Below are 19,061 nucleotides of genomic sequence, written 5' to 3'. Positions count from 1 at the left end.
TAATTGGGTATTGGCAATCGGGGATTGGGAATTCTCTTCGCTCTTTTCTCTTCCTTATTCCCCCTTCCTTCTTCCTTCTTCTATTCTTGATTGCCTTTGCTTTTCAAGTATCCGTTATCTGCAATGCGCCAAGCACCCCCAGCATTGCCCGTTAAATCGCAATCTTCTACGGTAGCAATGGCATCTCTGTAAACGGCGATCGCCTCACCTTCATTACCATTAATCCGACACCGGCGCACGATCAATTTTCCTCCCAATCCGACACCTATTCCCAAACTGCCGTTGTCAAAAATATTGCAATCTTCCACCGTTGCTTTCCCATTATCCGATATAAAAATTCCGTTCCATACCCCATCATGAATTTGACTGCGGCGGAGGATAGAATTTGCATCAGGGCCACAAATTCCCACCACAGAATAGTCCGCAGAAGTGATATCGCTGTCTTCTACGATTAACTCGCCTTTGCGAATATCTACAGCGTAATATTTCCCAGTAGCGCTCAGGGTTAAACCGCGCACTAAAGCACTGTCAGTTGCCATTTTAATGCAGTTTGAGTTGATACTTTCAACCACAATGCGATCAACCTCTCCGCTGCCGATAATTTCTACCGATTTGTCGAGAATTAGATTTTCGCGATAAACGCCTGGATGCACCTCAATGCGCGTGCCCGGTGGTGCATTTTTCAGCGCTTCGCTAATAGTAGTATAATCGCCTTGACCCTGCTGAGAAACAACAAATTTTTTAGTGTTCAAAACCTTGGTATCTGAAGTAGATGCTTTAATTTGCCCTGATTCCGAGTCAAAATGCTCAGATTGTCGATCGCCCGCTGCGGAAAGTTGCGATGTTAGCAGCAAGCGTTCTTGATAAACTGTCTCTAGCTGATGTTCTAACTCGGATACTTGAGATTGAAGTTGAGTTTGATTGTGATGGGCTGTCTCGATTTGACTTTGGAATTGGGAGATTTGAGAATAAAGGTGCGATCGTTCTGTGTTAGCAGTTGCTAGCTGAGATGCCAATTCAGAGCGACTTTGACGCACACTTTCTAACTGACTTTCTAAGTCGGATACTTGAGAGTGAATTTGAGTTTGATTCTGATTGGCTGTCTCGATTTGACTTTGCAATTGGGAGATTTGAGAAGTGAGCTGAGATTCTAATTCTGAGCGAGTTTTATGCACACTATTTAGGTTATTTTCTAACTCGGAGATTTGAGATTGAAGTTGAGATTGATTCTGATTGGCTGTCTCGGTTTGACTTTTCAATTGGGAGATTTGAGCAGTGAGTTGAGATTCCAATTCAGAGCGACTTTGACGGACACTTTCTAACTGTTGTTCTAACTCGGATATTTGAGATTGAAGTTGATTTTGATTCTGATTTGCTGTCTCGATTTGAGCTAGGTATTCCGAGAGTTGAGAATAAAATTGCGAGCATTCGGTGTTAGCTGTTTCTAGCTGAACTTCTAATTCAGAGCGAGTTTGACGCAGGCTACTTAGCTGATTTTCTAAGTCCGATACTTGAGATTGAAGTTGAGCTTGATTCTGATTAGCTGTCTCGATTTGACTTTGGGATTCCGAGATTTGAGAAGCAAGCTGAGATTCCAATTCAGAGCGACTTTGACGCAGACTTTCTAACTGTTGTTCTAAGTCGGAGATTTGAGATTGAAGGTGATTTTGATTCTGGTTTTCTGTCTCGGTTTGACTTTGCAATTGCGAGAGTTGAAAAGCAAGCTGAGATTCCAATTCCGAGCGACTTTGACGCACACTTTCTAACTGTTGTTCTAACTCGGATATTTGAGATTGAAGTTGATTTTGATTCTGGTTGGCTGTCTCGATTTGACTTTTAGTTTCCGAGAGTTGAGAAGAAAGTTGCGAGCGTTCTGTGTTAGCAGTTTCTAGCTGAACTTCTAATTGAGAGCGAGTTTGACGCACACTATCTAGCTGAGCTTCTAAGTCGGATACTTGAGATTGAAGTTGAGTTTCGCTCTGGTTGGCTCTCTCGATTTGACTTTGCAATTCCGACAGTTGAGAATAAAGGTGCGATCTTTCTGTGTTAGCAGTTTTTAATTGAGCTTGCAGTTCTGATAACTGAGACTGGAGTTGCGAGCTATCTCCCTCTTTGCGATGTATCTGAGACTCCAATTCTGACAACTCAGACCGCAGTCTTTCTCGCTCTACAACAACCATTTCGGATTGAAGTTGTAGTTCATGAACTTGAGAGTTTAACTGCATTTTATCCAGATTAGCAGCTTCTAACTGTGTTTGCAGTTCTAATAATTCAAATGGAGGTTGCTTTGCTTGTTGGCGAGCAGTTTGCAATTGAGAGTTGAGTATTTCGCGTTCTTGCTCTGCACTCTCCAATTGAGCTTGTACCTCGGACAATTCCGAAGTAAATTGCGATCGCTCTGCTTCGACTAATTGCAGTTGAGCTTGCAAACCCGACAGTTGAGACTGAAGTTGCTGCCGCTCTTCAATCGAGCGATCGAACTTAATTTGAATTTCCGACAACTGGTACTGTACCTGCAATCGGCTTTGGCTAGCCGTTTCCAACTGACTCTCAAATTCCGACAGCAGAGCGTGAAATTGAGAACGTTCTGCATCAACCGCCTCTAACTCTGCTTGCATTTCCAGCAATTGAGCGTTAAGTTGCGATCGCTCTTGCTCCGCAACTTCTAACTGATGTTTAAGTTCTGCCACTTCGGCTAATTGGGACTCTGCTTGTTGAGCATTTTCTAGCTGAAACTGTAAATCAGCAATCAGAGCATCAATTTGCGATCGATCCTGGGCAATTCCTGCCAAAAATTCTTCCATTTCCGACACTTGATTTTTTAACAATTCTTGCTCGCGAGTCACAGTTTCTAACCGACTTTGCAACTGAGACACTTCAGAATTTAGCTGATTTTCATTCTGCACCTTTTGCCGCAATTCCGAAGTTCTGGCATCCAACTGAGCAGCCAAATTCGATATAGCCTCCTGCGAACCCTGCATCCGCACCAAATTGCGTGAATTTCGCTTATTCAAAATTAGCCAGCAGACTAAGGTCCCGCCTCCAAATCCTATTAAGAAAAGTAATGCTTGCATTTGTTTTATCTAATTAATATCAATTGAGTTATTTTGAGCCTGACAAAAAAATGGACATCTACAAATCGCTATCTTATATCGTTTCCGGTTGCATCGGCATAATAAAAATCCGTCAACAGTTAACACTCAACCATTCAGTTTTGGGCCTCCTAGTCAACAGTCAACAGTCAACACTCATTCGGAGTGCAACCGGAATTGATATTACTCAAAACTATCACAACTTGCCAGCCTGTGTTCACTTGGCTCAACAATTTATATTTCTTTACAAATTCCTTCTGGTTACAGGTAAGGTGCAGCGCACCCTGCAAGTCCAATTAATGAAGCAAATCCACAATATGAGGAATAATTGCGATATGCTGAGTCAACAAATAATCCAACCTATCCGCCAATAAACTAAAAATTAAATCGTTATAACTCATCCCGTATTCCGCCAAACCTAAAGCTACCAAACTCGTCACATTTTCCCCTGGATGTTTCAGATCCGGTTTGGGATTTGCTTCCAAAACATAAAGTGAGCCATCAGCATCACTTCGGACATCGATCCGCACCAAGCTGTTCAAACTAAACTCCCAATAAATTTTTCTAGCTAGCTCAATTAACTCTTGTTTGAGTTCAGGTTCCTCACCGCCCATTAACCGTCCTCGATCGGCCGTAATCGCTTTTTTATCCATAGAAGTAAAGATAAGTTCGTCAGGAGCCAGCACCCGCTCCACAGTCGAAAAAGCAAAAGGTTTTGTATCTTTAGAAAAACCGCCTTTAACATATTTAACATACCCACAAACCGCTACACAAAATTCTCGTCCCGGCAAATACTTTTCAATTAAAGCAGTATTGTGAGTGGCTCGGTGAACTTCCAAAACCGCCTGAGACAAACCCTCAATCTTGTCTACAAAATGAACGTGCAGCGAAGCGCGGCCGGATACTGGTTTAACCACAAACGGCCCTTGATAGTCACCAAAAGCCATGGCAAAACGCTGATGCAAATTAGGCGGCTCCAAAATTCCTTGAGAAGGATGCCAAGTCATAAACGGAGCGGTTTTAATTCCGACTGATTGCAGTTCCCGTTTAAAAGCGTGTTTGTTATCTAAAGTTGAACTATTTAAAGGATTGTGACCGACATAAGGCATTCCCAACATTTCCAACAATGCGGGAGTGTGACAAACAGGATTGTATCCCTGAACTCCGCCAGTATTCAGCCACACTAAATGGATATTTTTTTGTTTGAGTAGTTCCGGCAAATTCATGTCATCAGGCATGAGAAAGACTTGCTGAAAGCCAATTTCTGCTAAGGCTTTAGCAATCTCGCGTGCGACTACTTCGTAACTCTTCCAAGAGCGGGGATTGTGAGTTTTGTAAATCACTGAGCCGGGGCGATCACAGTCGCCGCCGAACACCACAGCAATCCGCAATTTCGCAAACAGCACCGCCAAATATTGAGGCAGCAAATTAAAGTCATAATGCCAGCGATTCAGGCTAATTGATCTGGGAATCATTTAAGTATTTTTCCTTTTTGTTTCATTGTTTAGCGACCGAACCGCTAGATTTTCCCAAATATATTCCAGCCAAAACCACAGAAAAAGCAAACCAATTAAACAAGCTCAAACTTTCCGAAAACAGCACCCAAGCCATAATAGCCGTAATTACGGGTTCTAGCAGCAGGAAAAAAGCTACAAATTCCGAGGACAAACGACCTAGACTGTGGATAAGCAGTCCCTGACCGAAAGCTTGGCAAATCACCGCCAAAGCAATTACAGTCAGCCATCCCTGCCAAGAATAAGGGAAAACTCGATCGCCCGCAAGCAGAACCAGTGGCAAAACCAAGATACTGCCAATAAAACAGCGCCACATCAATATAGTTGTTGCCGGAAACTTCGTTCGCAAATGTTCTGAAATTAGCAGATTTCCTGCATAAAACATCGCCGATAAAAGAGCAGCAATGTCGCCGACAAGAGTGTCTCCCGCCGTTTGCAAATCGTCCATGCCGATCGCAATTGCGCCGGACAAAGCCACCGCCAGTCCCACCAAAAACCTGTTGTCAAAGCGCCGCCCCAACAGCAGCCATCCCCCCAAAGTAGTAAATAAAGGAGTTAAGTTTCGCAGTACAGTAGAATTAGCGACATTCGTCTGACTCAGTGACCAAGCCCAGAAACCCACAGAAGCAGAAGAAACCACGCCTACGGCTGTTAACAGCATCACATCCTGCAGAGTGTAGCTCGATCGCCCTTCAACTTCCGCCCCAGACATTCGGCGGCGCGCAGCACCCGCACCATTCCACACTCCAAATACTACAGTTGCTATCCACAAACGGTTAAAAACAGTAGCATTCGGGCTGATTTCCCGTTCGCTCAACCTAATAAAAATCGCAGCCAGCGACACCGCTAGCAGCGCCGCCGACAGTGAAACGATCGCCCAAATTTTACCTTGACTGTCAGCTAATTCACCATTTTTTAAACTGTCTGGCTTTCCCGAAACCAGAGTTTTGTCTTCAGTTGTCAAGGCAGAGTTTAACTCGATTTTTTCCAAAACATTGAGCTGAAGTTCAATATTTTCCTCTGGCAATTCCAGTTTTTTTGACATTATTAAAAGTTCCACTGAAGGAAGAATGCAGTTGTGTAGGGTGCGTGACGAAAGAAAATTTGGGCGACGAATAAAGTGCAAAAGTCACGCACTCTACTTACTAGGGCTGCACCAACTATTTTTTATAGTTAACAGCAGCTTAGGTTGAAGGTTTCACAGAAAGCCTTGTCAAAGCCTCCTTTAGCGCCGGCGGCAATTGCCGGATAATCTTGTTCTTGTCACGATCGACACCAACCAAAGTTACCTGTGCTGTCACATATAACTCCTGAGTCTCAGCCGATCGAATTTCGTAATCCCAAAGCAGGCGCACACCCTCGGTAGCAGCGATCCGCGTTCTGACTGCCACAGATTGACCCATTTGTACAGCCCGGTGGTAGCGCAGCGAAAGTTCCACCACTGGCAATTCCAAACCTTGCGCCACCCAGTCTGCATACTGAATGCCAAGAGAGCGCAAACTTTCCACCCTAGCCTCCTCCATCCAAGCCAGATAAGTACCGTGCCAAACCGCACCGCTGTAGTCAGTATGGTGAGGGTACACTCGCACCAAATATTCAAACCAGCCCTCAGAGTCCATCCCGGGCCTATTTTGAATAGCACCAGCCGGTGCGAGTTCTGGTTGAGTTCGATCGTTCTCTAACACTTTACAAATCGTTCCAAAACGCTACATTTCTACAAATCATAAGACAAACTTCAGGCTTATGCTTGACATTAAGCAACTAGAGTACCAACGCCCTAGTTTAACGTCGCACAAGAAAACTCAACTGTTTTTACCGCCAAAACCATGATAGAAAAAATTTTAGTAGCCGTAGCCGGTCGCGGCTTGTGCGAAGAGATGTTTAATATGTTGATGGACATCCCTTCCTTGCAAAAGACCTCTGTCACCGTCTTGCACGTCGTGCCGCCCCAAGTAACATCCGATGGCATGGCCGAGAAGTTGGAAGAAGGAGGCAAGATTTTAGCACAAGCAGTCCAGTCTTTAAAAATAGATCCCAGCAGAGTTAATCCTCGACTCAAACAGGGAGATCCCAAAACAACAGTTTGCCAAGTCGCAGAAGAAGAACAATCCGACTTAGTAATTATGGGTTCCCGGGGACTCGGACGGCTGCAATCGATTTTGGAAAACTCAGTCAGCCAGTACGTTTTCCAGCTAACATCCAGACCGATGCTGTTAGTAAAAGACGACATCTACGTCAAAAGAATCAAGCGCGTCATGGTGGCCGTCGATAAATCCGAATCCGCCAAACAATCCTTAGAACTAGCCCTATCTTTTGTCAAAGAAGTCAGCGGGGGACAGATAATTCTAGTACACGTCACCAAAGATTTGACGGGAAAATCCACCGAAGATTTAACAGCAAATGCTGAAAAAGACCCTGTATTAGCCCCCGCAGTAGCACTCGCGAAACAAATGGGAGTTAGCTACCGCTGCGTGAGTGCCACAGGCAAGCCAGGGGAAGCAATTTGTAAGATTGCAGACGACGTGAATGCCGACTTGTTGGTAATCGGTTCCCCCGATCGGCGGCCGAACGTTGCCAAAAACTTTGTGGATCTCGATCGACTCCTGGGAAATTCCCTATCAGACTACGTGCGAGTCTATGCCAATTGCCCCGTATTGTTAGCCCGGACGATCGGCTAAACTCCAACAATTTTGGATTTGAGATTTTGGATTTTGGATTTTTCCCACCAATAAATCCAAAATCCGCACGATCGAGATTCAACAAAAAAGCGCCTCAGCAAAAAACTGTGGGCGCTTTTTTTGCAATGCACAAAGCTAGACAAAAATAGCAGAAATTACTAATCTTTTCTGCCTTGACGGCTAGCCGTTTGAATGTACAAAATGATTAGAAAAACGCTGGGAACCAATACAAACAGAATGGTTGCCACAAACCCTAGCTGATTAACTTCCATGAAGATCCCCGCCTCTATCTAAAAATGTGAAAATACACACAACTAGGATATCACTCAAAGGTAGAAGGCAAACTCGAATGTAGCAGAAGGCAGCACTAGACAGTTGAATAGGTAAAAAATCAAAATTCAGAATCCAATAATTTTTATTTCCTTTTGCCCAATGCTCTTCGGCCCCATGCCCCATGCCCACTGGCAGTTAGGGCTTAGTCTTCACGCTCACCTGGCCATTGACCATAGCTTGGCAAGCCAACCGATAGTTTTCGGGCTTTTTCTTGAGCTTGCGGTTCTCAAAGTCAGTGCGGGGCGACAGATTTTCACCGCCCTCGACAATTTCCACAATGCAGGTGCCACATTGACCGATGCCCCCGCAATTCATCATCTTTCCCGAAAACGTGTACAAGTCGATGCGGTTTTCTAGAGCTTTGAGCCTCAAATTGGCTCCGTCTGCTGCGATGACTTCCCGATCTTCCTTCACAAACTTGATATTGGCCATTGCCGATTCCCTAACGCAGTTGACATGGAACTCTATTACAAAATATTAACGAATGTGTCAGACATTTAATACAGGATGTCCAATTGATCTGGTAATTAAAGCTCGCCCCAACTCAATCTCAAGGAGCATCCGAGAGGTTATTCGTGGGAAGATTGCTCACAGCGCGCTCAAGAGACGAAAGCCCCAGGTTGTAAGTGACAATTGCCGACAATCGGTTTCTCTCAGCCCTAGTCAAATCAGTTTCCGCCTGAATCACATCCGTCTGAGTACCCACGCCAGCTTGAAACCGCAGTCTCGCCAGACGCAGAGCTTCTCTCGACTGCAAAACCCCCGCCTCAGAAGTTTCGATATTCTCAAAACTCGACTCTAAGCCAAAATAAGCTTGTTCCACTTCCCGGCGCACTTGGTTGCGGAGTTGGTCAAATCGACTTTCGGCGATCGCAATATCCGCATCCCGCTGTTTCACCCTCGCCCTCGTCGCGCCCCCGTTGAAAATATTCCAAGTCAGATTCGCTTGCAGCGCATAGCCGCTCGCCCAGCCGCGAGTTGAAAACGGGTCTGGGTTGTCAGAAGTTTGCCCCAAGAAGTTGTAGGAACCCGTGACATTCACTTGAGGTAGCCCCCCCGCCTGAATCGATCGCCTCTGCTGCTTGCTAATATCCCTCTGCACCAACTGCTGTTCCAACTCGGGGCGATTCTTAAAAGCCTGCACGATACTCTCTTCCAAAGACAGCCTCCAAGAACCCGCTTGCTCTACCGGGTCAGCCGCTGTTAAGTTCGCCGACTGGCTGATATTCAAAATCTCAGCCAGCCGCCGCTGGGCAACTCGCTGATCGCGACGAGCAACTGACAGTTGTTGCTGTTCGTTAGCCAAATTTGCCTGAGCCTGCAACACAGCAAACCGGGTTCCCACCCCTGCACGTTCCAGGGCTTCGGCATCCCGCAAACTTTGCTGGGCATTTCTCACCGAAGCTTGGCGGATGGCAACTTGTCCGTCTGAGTTTTGCAGGTTGTAGTAAGCCTCAGCAGTGTCGAAGCGGAGTTGCTCGGCTTGGCGTTCCAGATCCAGTTCCCGAAAGCGCAACTGTTCCCGAGCCGCGCGGATGTTAGCGTTCCGGCGACCGAAAATGTCGAGGTCGTAGCTCAACTGCAAAGTATTGTTGAGAGCCGTGCTGCCGAAATTTTGAGGGGTGGCAGTGTTGGCCGGCAGTTTGTTTTTGGCGGCCAAAGCGTCAAGGCGGCGGATCTGAGACTGCACCCCAATCTGTCCGCCGGCGCTCACAGAGCGGCTCGCGCCCATTTGAAAAGTGAGGTCTGGAAATAAAGCAGCTTGCTGTTCGCGCACGGCCGATTGACTTTGTTTGATTTGCTGCTGGGCGATTTGCAAAGTTTGGCTGTTGCGGCGGGCGAGGTCGATCGCCTGCTGCAAGGTAATTGCCTCAGTTTGCTCGATCCTGACATCCTCCGGCTTTGTCGGAAACTGCAGCGGATTCGGGTTGGGTTCCAGGGAAGCCGGAGGCTTGGTGTCTAAAATGCCCCTCGGAGGCACAGGGGGGAAACTTTCGTTCGGAGTGCCCCGGAGAATGGGTACCGGGGAACTCCGCACAGGAACATTGTTGAGAGGGCTGGGGGAAGGCTGCTGAGCGTCTTTCGGTTCCAAACCTCTTAGAGGTGTCGAACCGCCCTGAGACAGAGTTGATGGGGAAGCCGGAGCAGCCTGTTGAGGCTTTGATGCTTGCTCGGGCCCGGTTGCGGGAGTAGATGCGATATTTGCTCCCCCTTGCTGCTGAGACTCGGAGGTTGGCGGGTTAAGGGCGATCGACTGTTCGGGATCTGATGCTGATTCTGCCACTGTGTTCGAGGTCGATCGAACTTTCTGCCCTAATTCGAGCTGATTGCTAAGGGCTAAACTGTCCTGAGATTGAGCCGGAGGCTGTGCTGAAGCACTCTGTGCGGCGTTGCTGAAAGTAATTGCAGCGCCCACTCCGACTACGATGATTTGACGAAAAACACGCATAATTTTTTAATTACTCTGCAATCCTAGAGACAATTTTAGAGCAAGATTGAGGTCTCAATTTTCTAGTCTGTAGCCTGAACTCGACGGTTACAAGTCACAATTACCATACTCATCTTAACTTTTGAATGTTCGATTCAAAATTTAGAATTTAACTTCAGCAGTTGCCAGACCGATCGCCGCCGAGATTAGTTCCTCTACTCCGCTCACCGGCAGAATCCGGGTTTTCAGGGAGCTGGCGAGCTGTTCGAGGGTCATGTCGTCGAGAAAACGCGGTTCCCCCTGTTTTAGCATCACCGACGGCAGCAGGATGCCATCTCCCAAGTCTCGCCCCTGCAAAGCTTCCAGCAAATCTTGCCCGGTGAGCAAACCCGTGACAGTGATAGTTTGTCCCCAGTAGTGGCTGCACAGTGCTGCCATGTTGACGGACAAGCCGGGAATCTGGTTTAGTTGTTGTACGATCGGCTCAAAAGCTTTTTCTACAGCATTTCCCACTACCCAAACTAACTTGCGCGGCGGCTCGACTTGCATCGGTTGCAGCTTCGCAAAAGCCGTTTCAAACTGCTGAATAAACTGGCGGATCGAACCCACACCATTACCAATTTGGGGATAATCTTCGTAATCTGCCGCCGACGGCAAATCCAAACCAGCGATTAAAAACCACTCATCAGCCAGCCAAATGCACCGCGATTTTGAATTCTTTTTCTTTGCCTTTTCGCTACCTTTCCCCTTACTCAACAACCCTTGAATTTTCTGCACTTGCTCGATGACTTCCCGCGCTTTTTCCGCAGTTACAGCAATTAATTCATCTTCAGCAGGACGAAAGCGAGTCAAACCCACCGGCACCACCGCCACCGATGCCACAGCGGGGATATTTCCGGTATGAAACTTTGCCAAATCTAACAAAGTGCGTTCTAAATGTTCGCCATCATTAATACCAGGACAAACAACAACTTGAGCGTGAATTTGCAATCTGCGTTCTTGAAACCATTTGATTTGTTCTAAAATCTTCCCAGCCCGCAGATTTTTCAACAGCCTAATTCGTACTTCCGGTTCGGTAGCGTGCACCGAAACATAGAGAGGAGAGAGCCGCATTTGTTCGATTCTGTCCCACTCTTTTTGAGTCAGATTTGTGAGAGTGAGATAGCTACCATAAAGAAAGCTGAGGCGGTAGTCATCATCTTTGAGATACAAAGTTTCCCGCTTTCCCGGAGGCTGCTGATCGATAAAGCAAAAAGGGCAGCGGTTGTTGCACTGAATTAGTCCGTCGAATAGGGCTGTTTCAAATTCCACTCCCAAGTCTTCGTCATACTCTTTTTCTATTTCTAACTTGTGAGTTTTGCCTTTGGCATCTAAAACTTCTAGTTCGAGAAATTCATCGGCGCACAGGAATTGATAGTCGATCAAGTCGCGGGGTTTTTGACCGTTGACAGCAATGATGGCGTCGCCAGCATCAAATCCAATTTCGGCGGCGATGCTATCGGGGATGACTTTGCTGATTAGGGCTGGTCGGGTTGATAAATCGCTCATATTTATTAGTTATTGGTTATTTGTTATTTGTTATTTGTTATTTGTTATTAGTGGGACTCTGTTACACTTGTTTTGAGTTGATACAACTTAGGCTATTTTATCGCCAACGATGACAGCGATTGGAACCGCATAATAAATCTCCTCGCCTTGGAAATGCGCGCCAATTCCGAGACTGTCAACACCAATATCCTCTCTAAAAATTTCTCTAATTTTCTGGTCATCGCCGGGGTTAGGAAAAGAAGCAGCTAACTGTTGTTCTAGCCCAATTTCTACCTTGTAAAAAGCCAGTTTTACATTTTGAAGATTGGCATCTGCGACTAATTTTGGAAACTCTTCCAGAGTCAAGGCGCGAGTATGAGAGGGATCGCGCAACTTCTCAATCCGGTCATAAGCATTCACTTTATCCGGTGGCAAAGCAACATCAGCAATCAGGATTCGACCACCTGGACGACATACGCGAACCATCTCTGATATAACAACATCTGGCTGCAAAAAATGATGGAAAGCGTAACGACTCAGAACAAGAGAAAAAGTAGCATCGGGAAATGGTAGTGTTTCAATATCTCCTTGTTGCCAGGACAGATTAATCAAGTTTTTCTGTTGCGCCAGAATCTGGGCTTGTTCGAGCATCGCTGGTGTGATATCAATGCCAGTAACGTGACTGGCAACTTCCGCAAAAGCACAACTAACAATACCTGAACCGCAAGCAACATCTAGAACTGTGTCTTTGTCAGATACACTCGCCATTTCTCTCAGCAGGTACAGAGACTCTTGATTTGTGTGAGCGTACAATTTAGAGAATGGAATTGCTTGCCGAGTGAACTGGTCGATGATGGATTCCTGATGTGCGGTCATAGTTTAGTATGTGGCTAGCGGAGAATGTTTACAGTTTAACTTGGCTAGGCGGAATTTGGCAATCTGGCGATCGCTAAATTCCGCCGAGGCGAGTGAATTGTCTTTAAAAGAATTGACTTGTGTGGTTACTCAATAAACAGCATTATATTTTTTCCATAAACACTCCTGCAATCGGCACCTTAAAAGTTATTTCGGGTAGCTGAGGCTGCCATCCGAGTTGCACCGCTTGCCGTATCCATTGTGCTACATCAGAGGGTCTTACTGGTATTTCAGAGTGATTTATACTCCCGTTTTGAGGATGAGGTCGATCGGTGAGGATAACTAACACGCCCGCCCGGTTTTTGGGCGTGTTCGACAGCAACATGAAGATTTCCGCCATGAAAGCATTCTTGTGTATAAGTAGGTTGTCTGCGGATGAGCCAGATGAAAGGCTCCCCCTCAACTATAATTTTTCTTGTTCCTTTTGTCGGTATTGACATAGTTTGTTTCAGCTTAAATATTTCAGCATTTTCAATAAGCATTGAGCCACCGGATTTTTGACTAAAAATATAGGTTTTGTTGCAGAGTTTTTGCTCCTAACCTGGTTTATGTGACAGGCGCAAAATCTCAGTTTCAAGCAACCTCAATCATGATATTAAACTGTGCTTTCTAAATCTTCCCAGTCAGATGAAAAAGCGGTAATGTTTCTTCGGTCATTGCTTGCTGCCAAGATTGGTGAAAGCTTGCTGCTCAATTTCCTACTGCTTTGCATGGGCATATCATATCATGTCCGGTCTATTACCAGCGATCGAGAGGGTTTGTAGTGCGGACTAAAGTCCGCCAAAAACTGCGGACTTTATTCCGCACTACGAACTTGATGATGATTATTTTAGTTTCCCACGATCGCATACCACAAACTCACCATCAGGCACAAACTCGCTAAATGCTGTGGAATCAAAGATTTAATCGAGCGCTTGGCAATTTTTTGAGTCACAAATATTGTGACTAATAATGATACAATCAAAGTTAAACCTTGCAAGAAGCTAATCACCGCTGGATCGCCGATAAAACTGGGTAAATCGTCTCTAATTTGTCCGAAAGTGGCAAAAGTTACGGTAATCACTCGCCCGCCTTCCTGCAAACCCAATCGCCAATAGTGAGCCAAACTCCCGCCCCAGACAAGCGGTAAATAACCGTAGGCGAGGGAGACAAATGATAGCGGTTTATAGCTTGTAAATGGGATGCTTTCTGCTTGTCCCAATCGATAAATTGCCTGCATGACGGCGTAAGCTACTAGGGGAATCATTGGCGGGATAATTAACACCGCGAGCGAGAGTCCTAAATGAGGGATAAACTGGTCTAAATTGATGCCTAGCCCTAATAAATCATTGATCTCCGGCAAGCGATGGAGATAGATACCGCTTAGTAATAAAAATAACAGGGCGACTTCATAACTGTGGGGAACATGGGTCGTCCATAATTCGATTCCGGGAGGGCGCAGATTTAATTCAACCGATCGATGCGGACAAGCTTTCAAGCAAGTCATGCACAACACGCAATCTTTATTATCGGTTAATTGGGCGGGATGGGAATAAATCGGACACCCATTAGTAGTTAATCCTTCCCCCAAGCCGGGGCCGCCTTTGTAACATTGGTAGGTGCTGCATTCCGCCGCGCAGGTTCCTTGTTGGGCGCGAAGTTCGATAACTGAGAGTTTAGCAAATAATCCATTCATTCCCCCGATCGGGCATAAATAACGACACCAAAATCGCCTCTCGAAGATTAGGGAAAAAATTACCGCTCCGGCGGTGATGAGCAACAACAAACAACTGGATAAATAGGCCGTATTTTCTAAATTCCACAACTCTTCCCACAGAAATATCAGCGTAAATAGTCCAAAGAGAAACCAACCGCCCCATTTTTCTGCTTGTTGGCGCGGCCATTTATTGAGAGTTCGAGGGAAAACTTTTAGCGATAGTTTTTGGACGATTTCCCCATAAATCATAAAAGGGCAAAAAGCACACCACAATCGCCCGATGATGGGGAATAATAATAAAATTAACGGCCACCACCACGCCCAAAAGATATTTAGGGCAAAATTATGTTGTCGATCTTGGGGAGCAACAAACAGGATAATTACCACCAATGCAAACACCCAGGTGGTAAACCAATAATTCACGCGATCGGGATACCAATCGCTCCGTAAAAATTGCCGAAATTTTGGATAAATATTTAATAAATTCAGCCTAAACTTTTGTTTTTTCGCTGCCTGGGCCCAAAACACTTCTTCCGTTAATACCTTACTCCCCTGTGCTTGAACTAAGGCGCGATCGACCATTCCCTGCAATTCCTGCAAATTACCTGGAAAATCGTAGGCTTGTAAGCGGCGAATTGCTTCCGGTGTAACTTGGGGCTTGACTAATTTCTTTTGGCGACCAATGATATTGAGATAATAATTGACTTGTGCCTCTAAATCTGTTTTTCGCACCCGCAAGGATGGGACTTTAATCTTGTGTTGTGTCAGCTTATCTAGCTTGGGCTGCACAATTTCTGAGATTAAAATTATCCGGGCCTTACTAGAACGCGGTGGTCGCGGTATTTGTCCTTCCTTGACAACTGGCGTATAGGTTCCCTCGGTTAATAATTGCTGAATTTGGGGGCATAATTGAGCGGGTAATTCTTGCACGTCATTTAAAATTAACGTCCCTTCTCCCAACCATTCCAACAGTCCCGGTTTGCCGCCCAACCGCCCGAATAATTCCGCTCCATTGCTCTGAAGTAAAGCACTTTTAATCTGAATAATTGGCTCGTTGCGGCGATGGGAACCGAAATGAATTAAAGCAGCTAAATTATCCTTTTCTAAACCAGGTTCGCCCGAGATTAATACCGATCGGCTGTCACTCGATGCCGTGCGAATTTGTTGGCGCAATTTCACTGCATAACGACTATTGCCAATGACTCCCCGTCTCGCCCTAGGTACTAGATAGCTGCGGAGGGCATTTTGACGTTCTCGTTCGTAGGCAATTTCTGCTTCTAGCTGCTCTAATTTCGCCGCCAAACGTTGAGCGTAGGCTTCGGCGATCCGTGGATATCTTTCTAGCAAACCACGCCAGCGTGAGGCACTAATTACCCAAAATTGACACTCTGTCCGAGCAATAATTCGACTATCCGCAGGTTGCGATCGTTGGAGGGCAGATAAATTCACGAGCGCCCCCGGTAACAAACTACTCCCCCACATTAAACCGGGTTGTTTGCGGCGGTAGCGATCGGCTTGTCCCCGTTCTAAAATATAGAGATTAGTGACAGGCGTATCTTCGATTACCATTCGAAATCCCGGGGGGAAAGTTGACATTTCCATTTCACCCGCGATCGCCTGTAAAATCTCGCGGGATAATATGCCTAATTCGGTGCTCGATTCGAGCCAGTTAACTAATGTTTCGGTAGACATCGCTTAGCGTCGGCGAAAGCCGAATCGTGGTGGTTGGTGTAGGATATATATTTTTGTGCTACCATCAATATTAACTGCTGGGAACGACTAGCATTTTGAGTTTGAGTTTGGTGTTAATTTTCTGTCTTCAGCACAGCCGATCGACACTCCCCGCTCTAATATATTTTTTCTGCACGTCCTCCTGCAATCTGCACTTCAAAAGTTATTCCAGGTAGCTGAGGCTGCCATCCAAGTTGCACTGCTTGCCGTATCCATTGTGCTACATCAGAGGGTTTTACTGGTACTTCACAGTTAGCTAGACTCCCACCTTGAGGATGAGGTCGATCGGTGAGGATAACTAACACGCCCGCCCGGTTTTTGGGCGTGTTCGACAGCAACATGAAGATTTCCGCCATCGAAGCATTCTTGCGTATAAGTAGCTTATCTTCGGATTAGCCAGATGAAAGGCTCCCCATCAACAATTATTTTTCTTGTTCCTTTTTTCGGTATTGACATAGTTTGCTAAGGTCGATCGCCTTTAGAATCAGGATAAGTTCTAGGTTGTGAATTTAGCTTGGCTGTGAGAGGATGTATCAAAAATATGTATTTATGAAACTCAAAATTTTGACGGGGCTCCTGACAAGGTTAGTTATTTCTGCAAGCACGAGTGCGCTCTTTTGTCAACCCAGTCGTGCGGGAAATAATCGCTTTTTTTGCGATACTCTTCCATATATTAGCACTGGGATTCTGAACAAAGTATCAGTTTTAAATCTGATACTATTGTTCCCACAATTCCGGGAGCAATAAATAAGCACATGGCTACACCAATGTTAGCAGCCGGAACCCGCATAATTAGCGCTAATTGTGCATTTTGGCGATCGCTATCTTCGAGCATTTTATATCAATTCCGGTTGCATCGGAATTAATATTACCCGAAATCAGGACACGGCTTGGCCTAAGTCCCTACAATCTATCTGGCGCGCAAGAAACGGCACTGCCGTGTCCTCGCTTATCATTCCGGCGCAGCCGGAATTGATATTACTTCACTCACTTTGAGTTAAAAGCTAACATTTTGTTAACTCTTAATAAGCATTTTATGAACGGGTTCTCCGGCCCGTCCCACAATAAAATTTACTCTTTGTGGAACAGGCATATTCCCTGTTCTTGTAATTAGAACAACCTACGGATTTCGCAATACCCCACCTGCGAGGGCGGTCAAAATCGCTACGCCAAAAGCTAGCCTATACCACACAAACACCCACGTATTTTGAGTTTGCAGGAACTTCATCAGCCACGCGATCGACAAATAAGAAAACACAAATGCCGAAATCGTTCCCACTATCAAAGCTGCAACTCCAGTATCGCCGATTCCTTCTCCCAAAGCACCCTTCAATTCCACTAATCCAGCCAGAGTAATTGCCGGAATTCCCAATAAAAAAGAAAACCGCGCGGCGGCAGGTCTTTCTAATCCCATAAACAATCCTGCTGTTAGGGTAGAACCCGATCGCGAACACCCCGGAATCAATGCCATTGCTTGAGCTAATCCCATCAAAATACCGTCTTGAACAGTTAACTTTTCATAAGTGCGATTGCGCTTACCAATTTTTTCTGCTATTGCTAACAGCAGCGACATGACGATCGAAGCAATGGCGATGCTGGCTAAACTTCTTAGCGGCGACTTGTCAAAATCTGGAACCAATATCTTGATTAGCAGCCCAAAAAAGACTACAGGTATTGTTCCCAAAGCAATTCCCAAGGCGATCCGAAACTCTTGCGATTCGTAGTCGCGTCGCACCACAGCATCTACAGCACCCAAAGTTATAGTTGTCAAGTCTTTCCAGAAATACCAAAGCACTGCGACAATACTGCCCAACTGAATTACAGCAGTATAAGCAACCCCGGGATCGCCCCATCCAAGGGCGATCGGCACTACCTTCAAATGAGCGCTGCTACTGATGGGCAAAAACTCTGTTAATCCCTGTACAATTCCTAAAACAATCGTCTGCACCAGATTGAGTGGAGCGGGCCCGGAAACATCAGCAGCGGGCGTTTGGGCCAGGAGTGCGTCAAGCAAAGCTATCATTAGTTATTAGTTCCCAGTTGTCAGTTTCTAGTTATCAGTTGAATTTAACATCTTGCACCATTCTCAGAAGCTAGAAGCCCAGCCCGCGACAAATAAATTTTATTGTGGCGCGGACACTTCCATCCCGCCCCTGAAAAGCCCATCGCAAATGGTGATCTTCGGTCAGTTAAATCGCCCTGTCGATCGCCACTATCAGCAATTTATGATCGTCGAGCCGAATCTACTTTAACCTACTCACCAACATTTGCCTACATTTTGCTGATAAACTTAGGAAAGTTTTTGCATTTGATTTCGCTTTCCTTACAGCAACTGCCAACCTATGATATTTTCTGAAAACAAAAATTCAATTGTTACTGCTGCTTCTGGGCTGGGCTTGCTGCGACGAATCTTGTCAGCCAGTCTTTTAACAGTGGCCATCGCACTTAGCTTGATACTGCTAACCGGCACGCCACCAGCCTTAGCAACTCTCACCGACGATCGCTATGACGGTACTATTTATGCCCTCTACGCCGGCAACGGTTCCCTAGTTCCTCCTAAAGTCAAGCTCACAGATTCTTTCAAACGCAATAAACCCGTATTGTTAGTATTTTACACTGACGACAGCAGCGACTCCAAGCAATATGCGATAGTCGTCTCTCAACTTCAGGAATTTTACGGCCGCGAAGCGGATTTTATGCCCATAAGCATTGACTCTTTGCCTCCGAAACCGTCACCAGAACTCACAGAACCGAGCCATTATTACGAAGGTTTCGTACCTCAAACTTTAATCCTCGATCAATCGGGAAAAGTAGTTTTTAACGAGAAAGGACAAATACCATTTGAACAGGTAGATGATGCCTTTCGGAAAGTATTTGACTTGCTGCCAAGAGAAAAATCACTTCCGCTAAAACGCCGTGTCGTGAACGAACTCAACGTCGAATTATCGAAGTAACAGCCAATTCCTAATTGCTCGTGGCTATAGCAATTTTAAAGGATTCGTTAACGAAAGTTTATCGGTCTGATCTTGGGTAAAGTGCGCTGCGGCGCACCTTACATTTATCGTGATACTAAGTAGGTCGGCGAAAAAAAACAAAACTATGTTAAGATACATAAAGAAAGGTATAGCTTTAGTGAGGTAATTAATA

The 19,061-nt window shown here is 45.7% G+C and carries 16 protein-coding genes; 2 read left to right on the top strand and 14 right to left on the bottom strand.

Annotated elements, in window-relative coordinates:
- Positions 1-80 precede the first annotated feature (80 nt).
- From QUA40_RS19195 to QUA40_RS19180, 4 genes are all read right to left on the bottom strand, one after another.
- Positions 81-3,074, bottom strand: coding sequence for a right-handed parallel beta-helix repeat-containing protein (locus QUA40_RS19195; RefSeq protein WP_333128673.1), 2,994 nt, complete (start codon positions 3,072-3,074; stop codon positions 81-83).
- A gap of 314 nt (positions 3,075-3,388) precedes the next feature.
- Entirely contained in the window at positions 3,389-4,567 is a 1,179-nt protein-coding gene (locus QUA40_RS19190) for a D-alanyl-alanine synthetase (protein ID WP_333128671.1), read from the bottom strand.
- Between the two features lie 22 nt (positions 4,568-4,589).
- Positions 4,590-5,651, bottom strand: a complete 1,062-nt coding sequence (locus QUA40_RS19185; protein ID WP_333128669.1) for a DMT family transporter — start codon at positions 5,649-5,651, stop codon at positions 4,590-4,592.
- Between the two features lie 139 nt (positions 5,652-5,790).
- Positions 5,791-6,291, bottom strand: a complete 501-nt coding sequence (locus QUA40_RS19180) for a thioesterase family protein (protein ID WP_333128667.1) — start codon at positions 6,289-6,291, stop codon at positions 5,791-5,793.
- Positions 6,292-6,432: 141 nt separating this feature from the next.
- Between QUA40_RS19180 and QUA40_RS19175 the strand changes: the two genes are divergently transcribed.
- Positions 6,433-7,284, top strand: a complete 852-nt coding sequence (locus QUA40_RS19175; protein WP_333128665.1) for a universal stress protein — start codon at positions 6,433-6,435, stop codon at positions 7,282-7,284.
- A 158-nt stretch (positions 7,285-7,442) separates the two neighbouring features.
- On the opposite strand, the gene psbM is transcribed toward QUA40_RS19175, so the two are convergent.
- From psbM to QUA40_RS19125, 10 genes are all read right to left on the bottom strand, one after another.
- Positions 7,443-7,556 carry a photosystem II reaction center protein PsbM gene (psbM, locus tag QUA40_RS19170; RefSeq protein WP_333128663.1) on the bottom strand — a complete coding sequence of 38 codons (114 nt, stop codon included), beginning with the start codon at positions 7,554-7,556 and terminating at the stop codon, positions 7,443-7,445.
- A gap of 196 nt (positions 7,557-7,752) precedes the next feature.
- Positions 7,753-8,049, bottom strand: coding sequence for a 2Fe-2S iron-sulfur cluster-binding protein (locus QUA40_RS19165; protein ID WP_333128661.1), 297 nt, complete (start codon positions 8,047-8,049; stop codon positions 7,753-7,755).
- 118 nt (positions 8,050-8,167) lie between these two features.
- Complete coding sequence (locus QUA40_RS19160; protein WP_333128659.1) at positions 8,168-10,066, bottom strand: TolC family protein; 1,899 nt, start codon at positions 10,064-10,066, stop codon at positions 8,168-8,170.
- A 141-nt stretch (positions 10,067-10,207) separates the two neighbouring features.
- On the bottom strand, positions 10,208-11,593 hold the full coding sequence (locus QUA40_RS19155; RefSeq protein ID WP_333128657.1) for a TIGR03279 family radical SAM protein: 1,386 nt from the start codon (positions 11,591-11,593) through the stop codon (positions 10,208-10,210).
- An 87-nt stretch (positions 11,594-11,680) separates the two neighbouring features.
- Complete coding sequence (locus QUA40_RS19150; RefSeq protein ID WP_333128655.1) at positions 11,681-12,448, bottom strand: methyltransferase domain-containing protein; 768 nt, start codon at positions 12,446-12,448, stop codon at positions 11,681-11,683.
- Between the two features lie 142 nt (positions 12,449-12,590).
- Positions 12,591-12,827: a hypothetical protein gene (locus QUA40_RS19145; RefSeq protein ID WP_333128654.1), complete on the bottom strand. Its 237-nt coding sequence runs from the start codon at positions 12,825-12,827 to the stop codon at positions 12,591-12,593.
- Between the two features lie 489 nt (positions 12,828-13,316).
- Positions 13,317-15,875: a sigma 54-interacting transcriptional regulator gene (locus QUA40_RS19140; RefSeq protein ID WP_333128652.1), complete on the bottom strand. Its 2,559-nt coding sequence runs from the start codon at positions 15,873-15,875 to the stop codon at positions 13,317-13,319.
- A 155-nt stretch (positions 15,876-16,030) separates the two neighbouring features.
- Positions 16,031-16,270 carry a hypothetical protein gene (locus QUA40_RS19135; protein WP_333128650.1) on the bottom strand — a complete coding sequence of 80 codons (240 nt, stop codon included), beginning with the start codon at positions 16,268-16,270 and terminating at the stop codon, positions 16,031-16,033.
- 317 nt (positions 16,271-16,587) lie between these two features.
- Positions 16,588-16,749 (bottom strand): hypothetical protein, encoded by a 162-nt coding sequence (locus tag QUA40_RS19130; protein WP_333128648.1) that lies wholly within the window; start codon positions 16,747-16,749, stop codon positions 16,588-16,590.
- A 285-nt stretch (positions 16,750-17,034) separates the two neighbouring features.
- On the bottom strand, positions 17,035-17,937 hold the full coding sequence (locus QUA40_RS19125; protein WP_333128646.1) for an undecaprenyl-diphosphate phosphatase: 903 nt from the start codon (positions 17,935-17,937) through the stop codon (positions 17,035-17,037).
- A 319-nt stretch (positions 17,938-18,256) separates the two neighbouring features.
- Between QUA40_RS19125 and QUA40_RS19120 the strand changes: the two genes are divergently transcribed.
- On the top strand, positions 18,257-18,868 hold the full coding sequence (locus QUA40_RS19120; RefSeq protein WP_333128644.1) for a thylakoid membrane photosystem I accumulation factor: 612 nt from the start codon (positions 18,257-18,259) through the stop codon (positions 18,866-18,868).
- Positions 18,869-19,061: the final 193 nt, after the last annotated feature.

It is taken from the genome of Microcoleus sp. Pol11C3, assembly GCF_036701485.1.
Taxonomy (GTDB): domain Bacteria; phylum Cyanobacteriota; class Cyanobacteriia; order Cyanobacteriales; family Microcoleaceae; genus Microcoleus.
Note: the sequence above shows the minus strand (reverse complement) of the source record. Positions and strands in the feature narration are given on the sequence as shown.

Bases quoted from the DNA above. Each gene is read 5' to 3' on its own strand.
- QUA40_RS19125 (WP_333128646.1), bottom strand. From the start codon at position 17,937: ATGATAGCTTTGCTTGACGCACTCCTGGCCCAAACGCCCGCTGCTGAT.
- QUA40_RS19120 (WP_333128644.1), top strand. From the start codon at position 18,257: ATGATATTTTCTGAAAACAAAAATTCAATTGTTACTGCTGCTTCTGGG.
- QUA40_RS19140 (WP_333128652.1), bottom strand. From the start codon at position 15,875: ATGTCTACCGAAACATTAGTTAACTGGCTCGAATCGAGCACCGAATTA.
- QUA40_RS19175 (WP_333128665.1), top strand. From the start codon at position 6,433: ATGATAGAAAAAATTTTAGTAGCCGTAGCCGGTCGCGGCTTGTGCGAA.
- QUA40_RS19165 (WP_333128661.1), bottom strand. From the start codon at position 8,049: ATGGCCAATATCAAGTTTGTGAAGGAAGATCGGGAAGTCATCGCAGCA.
- QUA40_RS19160 (WP_333128659.1), bottom strand. From the start codon at position 10,066: ATGCGTGTTTTTCGTCAAATCATCGTAGTCGGAGTGGGCGCTGCAATT.
- QUA40_RS19145 (WP_333128654.1), bottom strand. From the start codon at position 12,827: ATGGCGGAAATCTTCATGTTGCTGTCGAACACGCCCAAAAACCGGGCG.
- QUA40_RS19130 (WP_333128648.1), bottom strand. From the start codon at position 16,749: ATGCTCGAAGATAGCGATCGCCAAAATGCACAATTAGCGCTAATTATG.
- QUA40_RS19155 (WP_333128657.1), bottom strand. From the start codon at position 11,593: ATGAGCGATTTATCAACCCGACCAGCCCTAATCAGCAAAGTCATCCCC.
- QUA40_RS19185 (WP_333128669.1), bottom strand. From the start codon at position 5,651: ATGTCAAAAAAACTGGAATTGCCAGAGGAAAATATTGAACTTCAGCTC.
- psbM (WP_333128663.1), bottom strand. From the start codon at position 7,556: ATGGAAGTTAATCAGCTAGGGTTTGTGGCAACCATTCTGTTTGTATTG.
- QUA40_RS19135 (WP_333128650.1), bottom strand. From the start codon at position 16,270: ATGGCGGAAATCTTCATGTTGCTGTCGAACACGCCCAAAAACCGGGCG.
- QUA40_RS19195 (WP_333128673.1), bottom strand. From the start codon at position 3,074: ATGCAAGCATTACTTTTCTTAATAGGATTTGGAGGCGGGACCTTAGTC.
- QUA40_RS19150 (WP_333128655.1), bottom strand. From the start codon at position 12,448: ATGACCGCACATCAGGAATCCATCATCGACCAGTTCACTCGGCAAGCA.
- QUA40_RS19190 (WP_333128671.1), bottom strand. From the start codon at position 4,567: ATGATTCCCAGATCAATTAGCCTGAATCGCTGGCATTATGACTTTAAT.